The sequence below is a fragment of the Litorisediminicola beolgyonensis genome (assembly GCF_042679605.1).
Classification (GTDB): Bacteria; Pseudomonadota; Alphaproteobacteria; order Rhodobacterales; family Rhodobacteraceae; genus Litorisediminicola; species Litorisediminicola beolgyonensis.
In genome coordinates this window covers 79,789-96,821 of sequence record NZ_JBHTMU010000015.1, presented here as the reverse complement: position 1 = coordinate 96,821, position 17,033 = coordinate 79,789, and the positions used below count along the sequence as shown (strand labels likewise).

General features: G+C 68.6%; 16 protein-coding genes. 11 read left to right on the top strand and 5 right to left on the bottom strand.

Annotated elements, in window-relative coordinates; translation table 11 throughout:
- Positions 1 to 1,184 (bottom strand): DEAD/DEAH box helicase (locus ACFQ4E_RS10385; RefSeq protein ID WP_386803248.1); only part of this gene is annotated, 1,184 nt, incomplete at its 3' end.
- Positions 1,185 to 1,543: 359 nt separating this feature from the next.
- Here ACFQ4E_RS10385 and murJ point away from each other — a divergent pair.
- Positions 1,544 to 3,091, top strand: coding sequence for a murein biosynthesis integral membrane protein MurJ (gene murJ / locus ACFQ4E_RS10380; protein WP_386803246.1), 1,548 nt, complete (start codon positions 1,544 to 1,546; stop codon positions 3,089 to 3,091).
- 3 nt (positions 3,092 to 3,094) lie between these two features.
- The gene (locus tag ACFQ4E_RS10375; RefSeq protein ID WP_386803245.1) at positions 3,095 to 4,582 is read left to right on the top strand and encodes a phospholipase D family protein; all 1,488 of its coding nucleotides are present in this window, start codon (positions 3,095 to 3,097) and stop codon (positions 4,580 to 4,582) included.
- 16 nt (positions 4,583 to 4,598) lie between these two features.
- Here ACFQ4E_RS10375 and ACFQ4E_RS10370 read toward each other — a convergent pair whose 3' ends face one another.
- Positions 4,599 to 5,288: a rhomboid family intramembrane serine protease gene (locus ACFQ4E_RS10370; RefSeq protein WP_386803242.1), complete on the bottom strand. Its 690-nt coding sequence runs from the start codon at positions 5,286 to 5,288 to the stop codon at positions 4,599 to 4,601.
- 72 nt (positions 5,289 to 5,360) lie between these two features.
- Here ACFQ4E_RS10370 and trpS point away from each other — a divergent pair, with 72 nt between their 5' ends.
- The 9 genes from trpS to ACFQ4E_RS10325 all read left to right on the top strand — a co-directional run bounded on the left by trpS (position 5,361) and on the right by ACFQ4E_RS10325 (position 14,229).
- Positions 5,361 to 6,392, top strand: coding sequence for a tryptophan--tRNA ligase (trpS, locus tag ACFQ4E_RS10365; protein ID WP_386803240.1), 1,032 nt, complete (start codon positions 5,361 to 5,363; stop codon positions 6,390 to 6,392).
- Positions 6,393 to 6,735: 343 nt separating this feature from the next.
- Positions 6,736 to 7,692: a hypothetical protein gene (locus tag ACFQ4E_RS10360; RefSeq protein WP_386803238.1), complete on the top strand. Its 957-nt coding sequence runs from the start codon at positions 6,736 to 6,738 to the stop codon at positions 7,690 to 7,692.
- A 147-nt stretch (positions 7,693 to 7,839) separates the two neighbouring features.
- Positions 7,840 to 8,853, top strand: a complete 1,014-nt coding sequence (locus ACFQ4E_RS10355) for a hypothetical protein (RefSeq protein WP_386803236.1) — start codon at positions 7,840 to 7,842, stop codon at positions 8,851 to 8,853.
- Between the two features lie 30 nt (positions 8,854 to 8,883).
- The gene (locus tag ACFQ4E_RS10350; protein ID WP_386803234.1) at positions 8,884 to 10,080 is read left to right on the top strand and encodes a GNAT family N-acetyltransferase; all 1,197 of its coding nucleotides are present in this window, start codon (positions 8,884 to 8,886) and stop codon (positions 10,078 to 10,080) included.
- Positions 10,081 to 10,178: 98 nt separating this feature from the next.
- The gene (locus tag ACFQ4E_RS10345) at positions 10,179 to 10,664 is read left to right on the top strand and encodes a VOC family protein (RefSeq protein WP_386803232.1); all 486 of its coding nucleotides are present in this window, start codon (positions 10,179 to 10,181) and stop codon (positions 10,662 to 10,664) included.
- A gap of 58 nt (positions 10,665 to 10,722) precedes the next feature.
- Positions 10,723 to 11,583: a branched-chain amino acid aminotransferase gene (locus tag ACFQ4E_RS10340; protein ID WP_386803230.1), complete on the top strand. Its 861-nt coding sequence runs from the start codon at positions 10,723 to 10,725 to the stop codon at positions 11,581 to 11,583.
- On the top strand, positions 11,583 to 12,242 hold the full coding sequence (locus tag ACFQ4E_RS10335) for a hypothetical protein (protein WP_386803228.1): 660 nt from the start codon (positions 11,583 to 11,585) through the stop codon (positions 12,240 to 12,242). Before ACFQ4E_RS10340 ends, ACFQ4E_RS10335 begins: the two co-directional genes overlap by 1 nt.
- A 64-nt stretch (positions 12,243 to 12,306) precedes the next feature.
- Positions 12,307 to 12,762 carry a universal stress protein gene (locus ACFQ4E_RS10330; RefSeq protein ID WP_386803226.1) on the top strand — a complete coding sequence of 152 codons (456 nt, stop codon included), beginning with the start codon at positions 12,307 to 12,309 and terminating at the stop codon, positions 12,760 to 12,762.
- A gap of 69 nt (positions 12,763 to 12,831) precedes the next feature.
- Positions 12,832 to 14,229, top strand: coding sequence for a S1C family serine protease (locus tag ACFQ4E_RS10325; protein WP_386803224.1), 1,398 nt, complete (start codon positions 12,832 to 12,834; stop codon positions 14,227 to 14,229).
- Positions 14,230 to 14,238: 9 nt separating this feature from the next.
- Here ACFQ4E_RS10325 and ACFQ4E_RS10320 read toward each other — a convergent pair whose 3' ends face one another.
- The 3 genes from ACFQ4E_RS10320 to sfsA form a co-directional block, all read right to left on the bottom strand.
- Entirely contained in the window at positions 14,239 to 15,411 is a 1,173-nt protein-coding gene (locus ACFQ4E_RS10320) for an MFS transporter (RefSeq protein WP_386803223.1), read from the bottom strand.
- Positions 15,412 to 15,417: 6 nt separating this feature from the next.
- Positions 15,418 to 16,230: a type I methionyl aminopeptidase gene (gene map / locus ACFQ4E_RS10315; protein WP_386803221.1), complete on the bottom strand. Its 813-nt coding sequence runs from the start codon at positions 16,228 to 16,230 to the stop codon at positions 15,418 to 15,420.
- 86 nt (positions 16,231 to 16,316) lie between these two features.
- Positions 16,317 to 17,024: a DNA/RNA nuclease SfsA gene (sfsA, locus tag ACFQ4E_RS10310; RefSeq protein WP_386803220.1), complete on the bottom strand. Its 708-nt coding sequence runs from the start codon at positions 17,022 to 17,024 to the stop codon at positions 16,317 to 16,319.
- Positions 17,025 to 17,033 lie beyond the last annotated feature (9 nt).

Genomic DNA, 17,033 nt, shown 5'->3' with positions numbered 1-17,033 from the left:
CGACGCGGGCCGCCGCGGCGCTTGCCGCGCTTGGGCTCCGCCGCGCTCGCGCCTGTGGGCGGCGTGCCGGAGGCGACCGGGATCTCGGCCTTCATGACCTTCTGCACCTGTCGCAGGAGATCGGCCTCGTCGGGCGCGCAGAACGCGATCGCTTCGCCCGAGCGTCCGGCCCGCGCGGTGCGGCCGATCCGGTGGACATAGTTGTCCGGCGTATCGGGCAGATCGAAGTTGATCACATAAGCCACGCCCGGAATGTCGATGCCGCGGGCGGCCACGTCGGTCGCGACAAGCACGCTCAGCTCACCCTCGCGGAAGGCGCGGATGGCACGGTCGCGCTGGCCCTGGCTCTTGTTGCCGTGGATCGAGGCGGCGGCGAAGCCGTCGGCCACGAGGCCCTTCATCAGCCGTTCCGCGCCATGCTTGGTGCGGGCGAAGACCAGCGTGGAGGCGCCGGGATCGGCTTCGAGGATCTCGCGCAGCTTGGCGGGTTTCGCGGCCTTGTCGAGGAAGTGGATCGACTGGGTGATGTTGTCGGCCGCCTTGCCGGGCGCCGAGACCTGCACCTTCGCGGGATTGTCGAGATAGGCGCGCGACAGCTCTTCCATCTGCTTGGGCATCGTGGCCGAGAAGAGCATGGTCTGGCGCGGCGTGCCGAGCGCGGGCGCGATGCGGCGCAGCGCATGGATGAAACCCATGTCGAGCATCTGGTCCGCCTCATCGAGCACCAGCCGCTTCACGGTCGAAAGGTCAACGGCGCGGCGCTCCATCAGGTCGATCAGCCGTCCCGGCGTCGCGACGAGGATGTCGGTCCCGCGCGACAGCGCATGGGTCTGGCGGTTGATCGACTGGCCGCCAACCACCACCATCACCCGCACGCGCCGCTCGCCCGAGAGCGCGCGGAGGTTCTCGGCGATCTGCTGCGCCAGCTCCCGGGTGGGTGCCAGCACCAGCGCACGCGCCGCTTTCGGCTGCGCCTTCACCGGGTTCTGGGTCAGGTGGTCGATGAGCGGCAGGCCGAAGGCCAGCGTCTTTCCGGTGCCCGTCTGCGCGAGGCCAAGGACGTCACGGCCCTCGAGCGCGAGCGGGATCGCTCCGGCCTGGATCGGGGTCGGGGTGTCGAGACCGGCATCGGACAGCGAGGTGAGGACGGTCTGCGAAAGACCGAGATCGGAGAAGGTCGTCAAGAAAGAGTCCTTTCGAGCCGCGCCGACACGAACGCCCGGGCGCGACGGAGATAGAGCCAACACCGCGGCCGGGCCGCGATGCGTCAGGGTGGATCGCAGGACGTCGGTCGAACGGGCCTGGCCCGGTCCGAACGCCTGCGATGTCAGAACCCTGCGTGAATGGGAACCGGAGGAAGGTTTGCGCTGGAGCGCCCCGTCTGTGGTCAAGGGGCGCGGCCTGCTCACGCGGCAGCGCAGCGACTGAGGGGGACATGCGCTCGCACGGCCTTCGAGTCAAGGGGCTGGGCCCTGATACCCTCTTTTGCAGCATTCGCGCATCGGATACCTCTGCGCTCGACGCAGTGCAAAGGCAGGCCCTCATGAAACCCATCCGGCTCCTCGCGGGCGTCCTGACCGTCGGCTTCTGGACGCTGGCCAGCCGCGTCCTTGGTCTCGTCCGCGAAATCGCGCTTCTGGGCCTGATCGGTCCGGGTCCGGTGCTCGACGCCTTCGTCGCCGCCTTCCGCCTGCCGAACCTCTTCCGCCGGTTCTTCGCCGAGGGCGCGTTCAACGCCGCCTTCGTGCCGATGTTCTCGAAGCGGCTCGAGGCCGAGGACGACCCGCTGGGCTTCGCCCGCGACGCGCTCTCGGGGCTTGGCTTCGTGCTTCTGATCCTGACCGCGGTTGCGCTGATCTTCATGCCGGCGCTGGTCTATGCCACGGCGGGCGGGTTCGCGGGCGACGAACGCTTCGACCTGACCGTCGGATACGGGCGGATCGTCTTTCCCTACATCCTCTTTATCTCGCTGGCCGCGCTCCTATCGGGCGCGCTGAACGCCGCCGGGCATTTCGCCGCCGCCGCCGCCGCGCCGGTCTTCCTGAACGTTTTCGTGATCACCGCCATGCTCGCCGCGGACGCGATGGGCGGCGCGGCCATCACCGCGCTCGTCTGGGCGATCCCCGTGGCCGGGATCGCGCAGCTTGCGCTGGTCTGGATCGCCGCGGACCGCGCCGGGATCCGCATCCGGCCCAAGCGCCCGGTCTGGAGCCCCGAGATGAAGCATCTCGTCGCCGTGGCCGTGCCCGCCGCGCTTGCCGGCGGGGTCATGCAGATCAACCTCCTGGTCGGCCAGCAGGTCGCGTCGAACTTCGAAAAGGCCGTGAGCTGGCTCTATGCCGCCGACCGTCTCTACCAGCTGCCGCTCGGCGTGGTGGGGATCGCGGTCGGCATCGTCCTCCTGCCCGACCTGTCGCGACGGCTGAAGGCCGGGGACGACGCGGGCGGGCAGCACGCGCTCAGCCGCGCGGGCGAGGTGTCGCTGACACTGACGCTTCCGGCGGCGGTGGCGCTGATCGTGATCCCGATGCCGGTCGTCTCGGTGCTCTTCCAGCGTGGCGCGACGGGCCCCGATGACGTGGCCGCCATCGCCACGGCCACGGCGATCTACGGGCTCGGGCTTCCGGCCTTCGTCCTTCAGAAGGTCTACCAGCCGCTCTTCTTCGCGCGCGAGGACACGCGCACGCCGTTCCGCTACGCCGCCGTGTCGATGGTGATCAACGCCGCGCTGGCGATCGGGCTCGCGCCGGTCCTGGGATGGGTGGCGCCGGCCATCGCCACGACCGCCGCCGCCTGGGCGATGGTCTGGCTCCTGTCGCGGGGCAGCCGCGGCATGGGCGAGGTCGCGCGCTTCGACGACCGCTTCCGGTCCCGCGCCTGGCGGATCGTGCTGGCCTCGCTCGCGATGGGGGTGGTGCTCTGGGTCACCACCATCGTCATCGGAGGCGCGCTGGCCGCCCCCGGATGGCGCTATCTGGCGCTCCTGGCGCTCGTCACCATCGGTATCGTGTCCTTTGCATGGATCGGACAGGCGCTTGGTGCGTTCCGTCTTGCGGAGTTCCGCGCGGCCTTCAGACGGAAACGGACCTGAGACATGACCCTGACGCCCCTCATCACCGCCGCGGAGGTCTTCCCCGAGCTTGAGCGGCTGGTGGCCAGCGCCGAGAAGGAAGTGTTTCTGAGCTTCCGGATCTTCGACCCCGAGACCAAGCTGCGCGATCCCGAACTGCGCGAGCGCGGGCTCGATACCTGGCTGGACCTCCTGTCCTGGGTCGCGCGCCGCGGCGTCACGATCCGACTGCTGATCACCGATTTCGACCCGCTCTTCGCCTCGTCCCTGCACCGCCTGTCCTGGCGGAGCGCGTCGCAGGTGGCCGACCGGGTCGAAGGCGATGTCCACGTGATCTGCGCGCCGCACGGGCAGCGGCTCGGCTGGCTCTGGATGGTGCCGCTCTGGATGAAGGTGCGCGAGAAGCTCAACAAGCTCCGCTCGGACGATCCGCAGCGCCTGACACCGCCGCAGCGCCGCACGCTCGAGACGCGCCCCGTTCTGAGGCCGGTCTCGATCCACCAGAAATGCGCGGTGATCGACAATGCCCGCTGCCTCATAGGCGGGCTGGACCTGAACGAGCGGCGCTGGGACGACCCCGATCACACCGGCGACGCCGAGGAGACCTGGCACGATGTCAGCGCCCGCGTCGACGGCCCGTTCGCCGAGACGCTCCGGCCGCATCTGGTCGATACCTGGAACGCCGCCGTCGAAAGTGGCGCGAGCGCGCTGGCCGGTCAGGCGCAGAAGCTCGATGCCGGACCGCGAAGCCAGGGCACCTCGGACCTGCGGCTTCTCCGCACCATGTCCGCCCCCTCGACTGGTCCGGCGGCCTTTGGACCGAAGCCGCGCTACACCGAGAACGAAGACGTCATGATCCGCCTGATCGGCGAGGCCGAGGATCACATCTATATCGAGAGCCAGTTCCTCCGGCACCGCCCCATCGTGACTGCCCTGACCGAGGCGGCGGAGCGCGCGGAGGACCTCCAGCTCATCCTGATCCTGCCGCCCGAGCCCGAGCGCATCCTCTTCGGCAAGGACGACGGCTGGGACGCCAGGCATGCCCATGCGCTGCAGGTCCAGGCCATCGACGCGTTGCAGGACGCCTACGGCTCACGGGTCGCGGTGATCTCGCCCGGCCAGAAAGAGCGGGCCGACCCCGATTTCGACGGCGATCTCCACGGCGCGGGGCCGATCTACGTCCATGCCAAGGTGATGCTGATCGACGACCGCGTGGGCGTGATCGGGTCGGCCAATCTCAACGGTCGCTCGCTGCGCTGGGACACCGAGGCCTCGGTCCTGTTCCGCGACGCCGACACCGTGCGGGCGCTCCGCGAGCGGCTGGCGACGACCTGGCTCGGCCCGTTCGGCGCGGATCGCGACGTGACCCGGGCCGAGACCTGGCGCGATGCGGCGGCGGCCAATAAGGATGCCCCGCCCGAGGAGCGCGAGAGCTTCGTGATCGCCTATCCGCTCGAGCGCGCCCGCGCATTTTCGCGCTACCTGCCGATCCTGCCCGCCAACATGTTCTGAGACGCGCGCGCCCTGCTCAGCGCCGCAGCCGCTGGCGCAGCCGCGCCCAGCCGCCGGGCACGAGCACCGTGGTGAGCGCGAAGCCCGCGACGAACCCGCCGATCTCGGCCACCCAGTAGAGCCCGCCCCCGAACAAGAGCCCGAAGATGAGCTGCAGGCCCAGGAGCACGCCGATCAGCGAAAACGCCCGGATCTGCGCCTCGCCCATCTGCCCGAGCTTCAGCCAGAGCAGGTAGGTGAATGCCCCGATCAGCCCGTAGATCGCCGGGAAGGCACCGAAAAGCGGGCGTCCGTCATCGAGCAGGAGCCCGTAGGCCAGCGCGCCTACGAACGCCGAGACGAAGAAGATCGCCAGCATCCGCCCCTGACCCAGGGTCTCGGCCACCATTTTGCCGATCGCCAGAAGCATCACGCAGGCGAAGAGCGTCGAGGTGAAGGCGCCGTGAACGAAGGAATAGGTCACGAAACGCAGAAGATGCTCGGGCGGCGCCTGCCGCGTCTGGATCATCCAGTCGAGCACCGGGCCGGAAAAAGCGAAGCGCTCCAGCGCCATCAGCCGCCAACCCACCGCCCCCGGCCCGCCGATCAGGCCGCGCGCCCCGAGCGAGAACGCCGCCTCGACAAGCACGATGGCGAGAAACAGCGCCACCACCACCGACGGCAACGGGTTCACGGGGCTGGCATTGTGATCGGGATCGAAGGCCATGGCCCCTCGCTTGACGCTGTCCGGGGCCATGGGTAAGCCAGCCCGAGCCCATTTGCCAGACGGAGAACAGCCATGTCCGAGGGGGTCCAAACCTCTCCCGCCTTCGCGCCCCGCGTCTTTTCCGGGATTCAACCCTCGGGCGGGCTGACGCTCGGCAATTACCTCGGCGCGCTGAAGCGCTTCGTCGAGACCCAGGAAAACGGCGTCGAGACGATCTACTGCATGGTCGATCTGCACGCGATCACGGTCTGGCAGGACCCCGAGAGGCTGCGTCACGCGACGCGCGAGCTCTGCGCCGGGTTCATCGCCTCCGGTATCGACCCCGAGCGCTCGGTCCTCTTCAACCAGAGCCAAGTCGCCGAGCACGCGCAACTCGCGTGGATCTTCAACTGCGTGGCCCGGATGGGCTGGATGAAGCGGATGACGCAGTTCAAGGACAAGGCCGGGAAGAACGCCGAGAACGCCTCGCTCGGGCTCTTCGGATACCCCGCGCTGATGGCCGCCGACATCCTCGTCTACCACGCGACCCATGTGCCGGTCGGCGAGGACCAGAAGCAGCATATCGAGCTGACGCGCGACATCGCGACGAAGTTCAACCACGATTACGGCGTCGATTTCTTCCCGATCACCGAGCCGGTGATCGAAGGGGCGGCGACGCGCGTCATGTCGCTCCGGGACGGCTCGAAGAAGATGTCGAAGAGCGACCCTTCCGATGCGAGCCGGATCAACATGACCGACGACGCCGACGCCATCGCGCAGAAATTCCGCAAGGCCAAGACCGACCCCGAGCCCCTGCCTTCCGAGGCCGCCGGTCTTGCCGAGCGGCCCGAGGCGCGCAACCTCGTCAACATCTACGCCGCGCTCTCCGATCAGAGCGTCGACGCGGTGCTCGCCGAAATGGGCGGCAAGCAGTTCTCCGAGTTCAAGCCGATCCTGACCGAGATGGCGGTCGAGAAGCTGACCCCGATCTCTACCGAGATGGCGCGGCTGATGCAGGAGCCGGACGAGATAGACGCGATCCTGCGCCGCGGCGCCGAACGCGCCCGCGCCATCGCCAGTCCGATTCTGGAGCGCACCTACGAAATCGTCGGCATGGTGCGCTGAGCCGCGCCACATCCCCGGTTCCCTGAGAGCCCCGCCGGTCTCGGCGGGGCTTTTTCACCTCGTGGCGAATCGCATCGAAGGCCGGTGATTCGGCAGGAATGTGGCAGAGCCCTGCGCGGACCTCGGCGCCGGACCAGCGACAATCTTTTCGGAGACGCCCCACTCGCCAGACCGCGGCGACAATCGCCGGTCAATTCGGGCGCAAATGCCGAATTCAGGCGGAAACATGGCGAATTGAGGTAGGGAAGTGGCGGGGGCACCGTCGCGGCCCGGAGATGCATCCGAGCATCCTCCGGGCCGACAAGAACGTCGCAGGTGGCGTTTCGTTTTGAGGGATAGTGCCATGGGATTTCATTGGTTCAGAGGTTTTGGAAAGCATCGCGGCAAGGACTCCCGCGGGACCCGCGGCCACGGCTCCGGTGGCACGGGCGGCAGCGATCACAGCTCGGCAAGCAGCACCAAGTCCTATCACAATGGCGGCGTCGAAGGCCGCTCGTTCGAAAACTGGTATGCCAAGTTTCTTGCGCCCAAGATGGCCGAGATCTCGCAGGACACCGCCTGCCACGGCGATACGTCCGGCGGTAACGCATCCGCCTCGAGCGAAACCGTGCTCGACCTCAGTAATGCCGGTGCGGTCAAGGTCCTGAACGTCACCACGGCAGCAGACGGCACCTTCTCCGGCAGCGTCGAGTTCTGGTCAGCGGACATGAAACCGGTGGGCGTCGGGCATTTCAACGGCGTCGACCGGATCATCGAACCCGAGGATACCGGCAGCCGGTTCTACACCGTCGACGATCTCCAGGTGATCGGCTCGAACGGCGCCGGCCAGCCGCCGAAGGTCGCGCTGGACCAGTTCATCGAGGATGGCGACGACTGCGTGCCCGGCACCGGCGGCACCAAGGGGTCCGGCACCGGCGGCACCAGGGGCTCCGGCACCGGCGGCACCAGGGGCTCTGGCTCCGGCGGCACCAAGGGCTCCGGCTCGGGTGGCACCAAGGGCTCCGGCTCCGGCGGCACCAAGGGTTCCGGCAGCGGCGGCACCAAGGGCTCCGGCTCCTGCGGCACCAAGGGGTCCGCTTCTGGTGGCACCAAGGGCTCCGGCGCGACGACCGGGTCGGGCTGCAGCTGGTCGGCGAAGTTCGACTTCGGCACCTCCTGCCTGCCGGACTATGTCCCGCATCTCGACGACGAGGCCGAGGACGATCCGTTCTGCGATCTCTTCACCAAGGACGCCTCCGAAGAGCTCGACCCCGAGGAACTGGACGAGATCGAGATCGACCCCGACCTCAACATCCTCTGATCTCTGCCCGTAACGATTGCACACAGGCCCGGCCTCCAGCCGGGCCTTTTTTCGCATGAAGGGCAGCTTCGCACCGAAGAAATGCCCGATTTCCCTGCGAGCATCGCCCGAGCCCCGGTTGCGGGCACGCGAAAGGGAACCTGCGCCATGTCCAAACGCTCCGACCGCCTTGCCGCCATCACCGCCACGGCCGAGGCCCATTTCGGCGCACCGGTGATCCGCGTCGACACGCCGGGCGGCGAGGGCCGGTCGAGCTGCCGGCTGCATTTCCCGGATCGCTCCGTCATCGCCACCCATCGTCCGAACTTCCGGCGCGCCCATCTCGAAGCCTATGTGCTGCACCGGCTGGCGCCGATCTGCGACGTGGTGCCGGAGTGCCTCGGCATCGTGGGCGAGACCATCTTCCAGTCCGATCTCGGCGACCGCCGCCTCAACCAGGAAATCGCCCGCGTCTCGCGCACCCGCCGCCGGGCATTGGCCGAAGAGGCGGTGATCGGCATCCATCGCATTCATGCCGCCGCCCGCCAGATCGGGCTCGAGACCGAGATGCCGCATCTGGGCGTCACCGCCGAATGGATCGACAATCTCGGCACCGCCTGCGCCGCGCTCGCGCCCTATTCTGAAGCCCGCCACCAGGGCGTCGATCTTGCCGCGCTGACCGAGGCGCTTGCGGTCGCGCCGCGCCAGTTCGTCAAATGGGATTGCCGCTCGGGCAATGCCGCGCTCGGCCCCGACGACCGGCTGCGCTGGTTCGATTTCGAATATGCCGGGGTGCGCCACGGCGCCGAGGATTTCGCCTGGCTCCTGGGCGACGAGGCCTGGCCGCTGTCGCCCGCGGACATGGACGAGATCCTGCAGGACAGTTTCGATCCGACCTGCGGGCACGACCGCGACGACTGGTTCGACTATCTCGCGATCTACACCACGCTGCACTGCGTCCAGCGCTTCAAGCTGATCGTGAAGGAAGCCGCCGCGCGCGGGTGGCTCTCGAAGTCGCGGGTGCGGAAATACGACGACGCGGGCGTGCATCCCGAGTTCGCCGCCCATCTCTGCCGCGCCGGGGCCCATTTCGCCGCGCGCCATCCCCTCACCCAGGCGATCGGGCGCGATTTCGAGGATGCCGAGCGCGTCTTCAACCGCATCATCGCCGACGCCGCCTGATCCCCCGTTGCCCCCAAGGACGCCCCTTCCGTGACCAAGCACGACCTGCCGCCCCTTCCCACCGACACCGCGCTCGAGGTCCAGAGCGTCAAGAGCCTCGCCGCCCTCGATGCGCTGGAGACTGACTGGGACCGGCTCTTCCGCCGCGATCCCGATGCCAATGCCTGCCTGTCGCATGCCTGGATCCGGGCGAGCTTCGCCGCCCGACCCGAGCGCGGTTTCGTGCTTGCGGTGCGCGACGCCCAAGGAACGCTGATCGGTCTTCTGCCCCTGAAGCAGCGCCTACACTGGAGCCGCAGCCGTCGCCGCTTCGAGACCCAGTTCGAGGCGGGCGGTCGGCTGTCGATGAGCCCCTATAGCGGGCTTCTTTGCGATCCGACGCGCGAAGACGACGTGCTCGACGCCCTCGCCTCCGCGCTTGCGGCGCGCCCCTGGGCACGGCTTTCGCTTCTCTATTTCGGCCCGGAGCCGCGCGCGCGATCCTTTGGAGCCGCGCTCGAGGGCGAAGGGATCGAGGTCGCCTGGCGCGGCTACCGCGATCCCGGGGACCAGAGCGACAAGCTTGCCGCGGCCCTGATCCCCCTGCCCGAGCGGCTCGAGACCTTTCTCGGCGCGCTTCCGGACCGGGGTCTCGCGCGGCAATACGCGGCGTGGCGGCGCTCCAACGGCCGGGTGTTCTCGGCCCACGCGGAACGCGGCGATGCGCTCGACACGATCGAGCCAGACTTCCTCGAGTTCTTCGATGCGGCCTGCCCGCCCGGCACGCGCGAGCGCTGGACGCGCTATCGCCCCTCGCTTGAGACCGCCGCCGCGACGGACAGGCTCAGCCTTGCCTGGCTGGAACGCGGCGGACGGATCGCCGCTGTGGCCGCGCATCTCGTCGATCCTGACCTGGGCGACACGCTGCGCCTCTTCTCTGCCGCGCCCGACGGGTCGGACGGCGCCATCGCGGGCTATTTCCTGACACTCAGCGTCATCGACCGGGCGATCTCGGACGGCGGCATGAGCTACGATTTCGGCCGGGACGCGGCGCAGATCGCCCGGCATTTCGCCTGCGAGCACCGGCCCGGAACCTATCTCGTGGCCGAGCGGCCCGAGGGCGGCGCGCCTTGTCTCGATCCGCGCGCAACCGGCGCGGCGCTCGACCGGATCGGCGGGTTTCTCGACCGCAACCGGATCAAGGACGCCCGGGCCGCCTGCGCGCAGCTTCGCACCTTGCACCGCTGAGATCGGGCCGTCCGCGCACAGGCCCTCTGCACTCCTGTCTGTTTCCGCACAAAGAAATCGGGCCTATTTCGGAGAGTGGATTTACCGGAGTAAGGACCATGTCCCAGCACGCACCCGCCGAGATGACGATCGGCCATGTCCACCTCAAGGTCTCGGACCTCGAACGCTCCATCGCGTTCTATCGCGACGTGATCGGGCTGTCGCTGACGCAGCGCTACGGCGCGCAGGCGGCGTTTCTCTCGGCCGGCGGCTATCACCACCATATCGGCCTCAACACCTGGGAGAGCCGCGGGCGCCCGCCCGCCGACCGGCGCCATCCCGGGCTCTTCCACACGGCCTTCCTCTTTCCCGACCGCGCGAGCCTCGGGGCGGCGTTGCAGCGCGCCATCGACCATGGCGTCGAGATCGAGGGCGCGGCGGATCACGGGGTCTCGGAGGCGGTGTATTTCTCCGATCCCGACGGCAACGGGATCGAGCTTTACCGCGACCGGCCGCAGGACGACTGGCCGCGCGATGCGGACGGCACGCTGTCGATGACCAACGGCCCTCTTGATCTTGCCAGGCTCCTCAGCGAAGCCGCCTGAACGGCTGGACCTCCCCGCGCTCGGAGCCTAGCGTCGCGGCGGCAGAAGGAGACAGGCGATGGCGACCGGCAGCAATATCCGCACCTATTTCGAGGGCCGCTGGCATGACGGCGACGCGCCGATCATGAACGCCGCCGATCACGGTGCCTGGCTCGGCAGCACCGTCTTCGACGGCGCGCGCTTCGTGAAGGGCAAGTCGCCCGATCTCGACCGTCACTGCGCGCGGGTCAACGCCTCGGCGGAGGCGCTGATGATCACGCCCACGCGGACGGTCGACGAGATGCTCGAGATCATCGAAGAAGGCCTCACGGCCTACGGCCCCGATGCGGCGGTCTATATCCGCCCGATGTATTGGGGTCTCGACGGCGACGCGACCGCCATCGTGCCCGAGCCCGGCCGCACCGGCTTCGCGATCTGCCTCGAGGAAATCCCGATGGCCCCCGAGGGCGCGTCGGTCACGCTCGGCCGCACGCGCTTTCGCCGTCCGGTCATGGAGGACGCCGTCGTCAATGCGAAGGCGGGCTGCCTCTATCCCAACAACGCGCGGATGCTCCGCGAGGTGCGCGCGCGCGGCTTCGGCAATGCGCTCGTCGCCGACGCGATGGGCAATGTCGCCGAAAGCGCGACCGCCAATGTCTTCATCGCCAAGGACGGCGCGGTCCTGACCCCGGTGGCGAACGGCACCTTCCTCGCCGGGATCACCCGCGCGCGGCATATCGCCAACCTCCGCGCGGATGGCGTCGAGGTGATCGAGACCGTCCTGACCTTCGACGATGTCGCGGCGGCGGACGAGGTCTTCCTCTCCGGCAACATGAACAAGGTGACGCCGGTGACCGGGTTCGAAGACATCTCCTACCAGGTCGGCCCCCTGACCAAGCGCGCGCGGTCGCTCTACTGGGACTGGGCCGCGAGCCTCTGATGGGCATTCCCGGCCTTCTGGCCATTCTGGCCGGACTTCTGGGCGCGGTGTTTCTCTACGAGCGGCACCTGTCCCGGACGCGGGACAGGTGGCAAAGGAGCGTCCCCCTCGACACCCAGATCGCGCTTCTGAAGACAGCCGGTCTGGAGCTGTCTCCCGGCATCGCGCCCGACGCTCTGCCGCTCGGGACCGATGCCTACGAGCGCGATCCCCTGAGGTTGCTGCTTCTGAGCTATGCAGGCTCGATCCCCGACGCGGCGCAGGAGCGGCCGATCTGCGACCGCGCGGCCATGATCGATATGGAGTGCATCGACGGGGCCGGAAGCTATGCACGGCTGCTCGCGGACATCGCGCGCGCCGGCGGCGTCGAGGCGACTATCGGCCACGTTGCCGACGAGGTCGACCCGGTCGCCGGCACATCGCGATTGCACTACGAGATCGGCGGGACCAGCCGCAGGCTCGCCCCCGCTCTCGAGGAGGACTGGGCCGATCCGGACACCGTCTCGGCCATTCTGAAGGATGTCGAGGCGCAGATGTCCGGAAGGTTGCTCTGGCTTCTGGAAAACGGCCAGGCGCTGGGTGTCTTCGCGATCAGCCGTGCCGGAGCCACCCGGATTTCCAGACTGCGCCCCGGTCTCCTGATCCCTGCCACCGGCTGATCGCCCTTCCCCTTGCCCGTCCTCCGGGGCGCTGCCATGATCGCCCCGACCGGAGGCTCCGAGAATGCGCAAGTTCCTCGTCGTGTTGGACGACAGTCGAGAATGCCTGAACGCGATGCGCTTCGCCGCCATGCGCGCAGCGAAGACCGGCGGTGGCGTGGCGATCCTGTCGGTCATTCCGCCGGACGAGTTCACCCACTGGATCGGCGTCGGCGACGTGATGCGCGAAGAGGCCCGCGAGCGGATCGAGGCGCATTTCGAGGTCTTCGCCAAGTGGATGCGGGACCGGCAGAATGTCGATCCCGAACTGGTGATCCGCGAGGGCGAGCCGGTCCCCGAGATCATCGCGCAGGTGCGCGACGACGAGGAGATCGGCGTTCTCGTCCTTGGCGCCGGCACCGGCAAGGGCGGCCCGGGGCCTTTGGTGACGCAGCTGACCAAGAACTCCGGCTCGCTCCCGATCCCGATCACCATCGTGCCGGGCGATCTGTCGAAAGAACGGCTCGAAGCGATCACCTGACGCGCGAACCCCCGCCGCTATCCTGACGCGCATGTTGCCGGACGTGGTCTCTCGGGCTACCCTTGATCCATGTGGGGGAAGGTTATCGCCTGGCTGGCGGTTGCGCTGGCATTGGTTCCGCGTCTTGCGAGCGCTCAGAGCGATCTCGCCCCGTTCGAGCCGCGCTTTCTCGGGTATGAGGACATCCGCTTCCTGCAGGCCGCGCTGATCGTGGACGGCAGCTATCGCGGCCCTCTCGACGGGGAGTGGGGTCTCGAGGAACAGGCCGCGCTCGCGGCGGCGCTCCCGGGTCTCGACGGTCGCGCCATCACCTTCGGCGATCTGCGCCCGCTCCTGACCGAGTTCGAGAAGGAGCGCGAGGTTTCGCAGTGGCGGGTCTACTATTTCCCGTCCAACAACTCCTCCCAGCTTCTGCCCGACGCGCTCCTGGCCTCGACCGGGGCCGAGACCGACCCGCATGTGACGCTGGAGAACCGCGACGGCAGCCTTCTGGTCCGGACGCTCTTCGCCAACACCGCGCGCACGCTCGAGCTTCACAACTGGCTCGCCGAGCATCACCGCGCGCCCGCGCCCTATTCCCGCGCCTATACCGAGCAGTCGCTCGTCACCCGCGCCACCTTTGAATCGGGCCGCGTCGCGCATCTCTGGTCCTTGCCGGATGCGGGCTATTACGTCTCGACGCTGGTGCAATACGACACCTGGCAGGCCGGACGGGGCGAGCTGATCGTGGCGAGCCTTCAGGACGGCAACCAGCCCGAGCTGGAGCTGCCCGAGACCAGCCTCCTGCGCGTCTATCTCGACGCCGCCCCCGAGGTCGGGGCCGCGCTGCCGGGTCTGGGGAGCCCGCGCGCCGCCGAGGCGCGGCTCGGTTCGGGCTTCTTCGTCAACACCACCGATATCGTCACCGCCGCGCATGTGGTGGATGGCTGCGAGCGGCTGGAGCTCGACAACGGCACGCACCTTCAGCTCATCGCCCGCGATCCCGAGCGCGATCTCGCTGTCCTCAGCGCCCCCGGGCGGGCCGGACGGTTCCTGCCCCTCAGCCGCGCCGCGACGCCGCTTCTGGGCGAGACGATCTATGCGCTGGGCTTCCCCTATCGCGCGCTCCTCGAACAGGGCCTGACGGTGACCAGCGGCAATGTCAGCGCCATGCCGGGTCCGCGCGACCCGGCGCGCAAGATCATGCTGAGCGCGCCGATCCAGCCCGGCAATTCGGGCGGCCCGGTCCTCAATCGCGCCGGAGAGGTGATCGGCATGGTCGTCTCGCGCGCCGACGAGCTGGCCTATCTGGAGAAGACAGGAACCCTGCCGCAGAACCTCAATTTCGCGGTGTCGGTCCGGCCGATCCTCGAATTCCTGGGCAAGGCGGATGTGCGGTTTCCGCTCGGGACCGAACGGGCGCGACCGATCCTGAACGGCATCCCCGTCGAGACCCAGACCGCAGTCGCCGCCATCCTCTGCTTCTGACGCCCAGGCCTATTCGCGCCCGCGCAGCCGAGCGGCGCGGTGCGACCAGAGAAGATGCACAAGCGCACCGAGCGCCGCGACACCCGCCGCGGGCCCGAGCCAGACGAGCCCCGCGCGCTCCAGCACCAGACCTCCGAACGCCGCGCCGAGCGCGTTGCCGACATAGATCGCCGCGGCATTGATCGCGAGCGCGACGCTCGCCTTCTCGCCCGTCAGGCCCAAAAGCCGGATCTGCTGGGCCGCCATGAAGGACCAGCCGAAGGCCGACCAGACGAAGACCAGCGCCAGGACCACCGCATCGGCCAGCGGGAAGGCCGCGAAGAGCGGCATCAGGACGATCTGCCCGATGCAGAGGATCGCCAGTGTCGACATGAAGCCCAGCCGGTCGGCCATCCAGCCGCCCGCGACATTGCCGATCACCGCGCCGAGGCCGTAGATGACCAGCGTCAGCGTGATCGCGTCCCGCCCATAGCCCATCTGGTCCGAGAGCACCGGCCCGAGATAGGTGTAGAGAATGAAGATCGCCGCCAGGAAACTGGCCGTGAAGAGCGTCGCCGCCATGGCGATCCCGTCGCTCAGGACCTCGCGCAGCTGCGACAGCCCCACGACCGCGAAGCTCAGCCCCTTGGGCACCCGGGTCCAGGTGAGCACGATCGCCACCAGCGCCAGCGCGGTCACCAGCCAGAACGCGACGCGCCAGCCGAAGGTGAAGGCGATCCAGCTGCCCGCGGGCACGCCGAAGACCTGTGCGAGGCTCAACCCGAAGATCACGCTGGCCAGCACCTTGCCGCGCGCCTCGGGCGGCGCGAGCCCTGCCGCCACGGCGGCCGAGACCGGTGTGAAAAGCCCCGCGCCCGCTGCCGCAACGGCGCGCCCCGCAAGGAGTGTCGTGGTATCCGGCGCCAGCGCGCAGAGCGTGTTTCCCACCGCGAAAAGCGCCATCGCCGCCGCGAGGACCCGGCGTCGACCGAAGCCGCCGGTGAGCGAGACCAGCATCGGCGAGAGGATCGCGTAGGACAGCGCGTAGATCGTCATCGCCCAGCCCGCGGCGCTCCGCGAGATACCGAGCGACGCGGCCATCGGATCGAGAAGGCCGATGACCACGAAGGCGCCCATGCCGATCGCGAAGTTCGACGCCGACAGGGTGACGATGACCCCGCCCTGCGGCATCGCCGCGCTCACCGTGCGTCAGCCATATGTGGGGTGAAACCGCCCCGCGGGTGATAGCGTGAAGATGTCCGCACCATCCGAGGTCACGCCGACCGAATGCTCGAACTGCGCCGAGAGCGACTTGTCGCGGGTCACGGCGGTCCAGTCATCGGCCAGAACCTTGGTCTCGGGGCGGCCGAGATTCACCATCGGCTCGATGGTGAAGAACATGCCCTCTTCGAGAACCGCGCCGGTCCCGGCGCGTCCATAATGCAGCACGTTGGGCGGCGCGTGGAACACGCGGCCCAGCCCGTGACCGCAGAAATCGCGCACCACCGACATGCGCTGCGCCTCGACATAGTTCTGGATCGCGTTGCCGATATCGCCGAAGGTCGCGCCGGGCTTGACCGCCTCGATCCCGACCATGAGCGCGTCATGGGTCACCTGGATCAGCCGCTCGGATTTGCGGCTGAGCTTGCCCGCGACATACATCCGGCTCGTGTCGCCATACCATCCATCGACGATCACCGTGACATCGATGTTGAGGATATCGCCGTCCTTCAGCACCTTCGGCCCCGGGATCCCGTGGCAGACGACATGGTTCACGCTGATGCAGGTGGCGTGCTGGTAGCCCTTGTAGCCGATCGTCGCCGAGGTCGCGCCCTCCTCCTCGATCCTCCCCCGGATGAAATCGTCGAGCGCCTCGGTGCTCTGGCCCGGGAACACATGCTCGGCGACCTCGTCCAAGAGCTGCGCCGCGAGATGCCCGGCCTTGCGCATGCCGTCGAAATCGCTCGCATCGTAGATGCGAATTCCGTCTTTGGTCAGCCGACCTCTGCTTTCTTCGTTCACCGCGGGCGCTCCGTCTTTCGACTTCTTAAGCGTTATCTAGTCGCAACTCCTTCGGGACGCCACCCTCCCGCGCCGCAAGGGCGCGATCAGAGACCGAGGACCGGCAGCGGACCCGCGACCGTCACCCCCTCGCGGTCGGCCGCGCAGCCCAGCGCCAATGTCTCGACGCCTGCGTCGCGCGCCGCCGAGAAAGCCTCCGCATAGGCCGGGTCGATATCCGCCGCGACCGCGACCGAGCACGCATCGGTGCGCGCCACGAGATAGAGAAGCACCGCCCGCGCGCCGCCCCGCGCGACCTCGGCCAGCTCGGCCAGATGCCGGGCACCGCGGGCGGTCACCGTGTCGGGAAACTCCGCCGCGCCGGTCTGGCGCGCCAGCGTCGCGGATTTGACCTCGACATAGCAGTCGGGCCGATCGGGACCGCGCAGCAGGAAATCCACGCGGCTGCCCGCGCCGTATCTTTGCTCGGGCCGGATCTCGACATAGCCGCCCATCCCCGGCACCCGCCCCGCCTCGAGCGCCTCGCGCACCACGCGGTTGGCGATGGCGGTGTCCACGAGGACCCGCGCGCCGGTCTCGATCTCGCTCAGCTTCCACGCCCATTTGAGCTTGCGCTTCGGGTCGTCATTGGGCTCGATCCAGACCCGCATTCCCGGCTCCGCGAGCCCCGTCATCGCGCCGGGATTGGCGACATGCGCGGTGACCTCGCGCCCGTCCTCGAGCCGGATATCCGAGAGGAACCGTTTGTAGCGGCGCAGAAGCGTGGCGGGCTGCAATGGGGTTTGAAAGCGCATGGGCCGGGC

Bases quoted from the DNA above. Each gene is read 5' to 3' on its own strand.
- ACFQ4E_RS10335 (WP_386803228.1), top strand. From the start codon at position 11,583: ATGGGCATTCCCGGCCTTCTGGCCATTCTGGCCGGACTTCTGGGCGCG.
- ACFQ4E_RS10355 (WP_386803236.1), top strand. From the start codon at position 7,840: ATGTCCAAACGCTCCGACCGCCTTGCCGCCATCACCGCCACGGCCGAG.
- ACFQ4E_RS10345 (WP_386803232.1), top strand. From the start codon at position 10,179: ATGTCCCAGCACGCACCCGCCGAGATGACGATCGGCCATGTCCACCTC.
- ACFQ4E_RS10375 (WP_386803245.1), top strand. From the start codon at position 3,095: ATGACCCTGACGCCCCTCATCACCGCCGCGGAGGTCTTCCCCGAGCTT.
- ACFQ4E_RS10325 (WP_386803224.1), top strand. From the start codon at position 12,832: ATGTGGGGGAAGGTTATCGCCTGGCTGGCGGTTGCGCTGGCATTGGTT.
- sfsA (WP_386803220.1), bottom strand. From the start codon at position 17,024: ATGCGCTTTCAAACCCCATTGCAGCCCGCCACGCTTCTGCGCCGCTAC.
- ACFQ4E_RS10370 (WP_386803242.1), bottom strand. From the start codon at position 5,288: ATGGCCTTCGATCCCGATCACAATGCCAGCCCCGTGAACCCGTTGCCG.
- trpS (WP_386803240.1), top strand. From the start codon at position 5,361: ATGTCCGAGGGGGTCCAAACCTCTCCCGCCTTCGCGCCCCGCGTCTTT.
- ACFQ4E_RS10360 (WP_386803238.1), top strand. From the start codon at position 6,736: ATGGGATTTCATTGGTTCAGAGGTTTTGGAAAGCATCGCGGCAAGGAC.
- murJ (WP_386803246.1), top strand. From the start codon at position 1,544: ATGAAACCCATCCGGCTCCTCGCGGGCGTCCTGACCGTCGGCTTCTGG.
- ACFQ4E_RS10330 (WP_386803226.1), top strand. From the start codon at position 12,307: ATGCGCAAGTTCCTCGTCGTGTTGGACGACAGTCGAGAATGCCTGAAC.
- ACFQ4E_RS10340 (WP_386803230.1), top strand. From the start codon at position 10,723: ATGGCGACCGGCAGCAATATCCGCACCTATTTCGAGGGCCGCTGGCAT.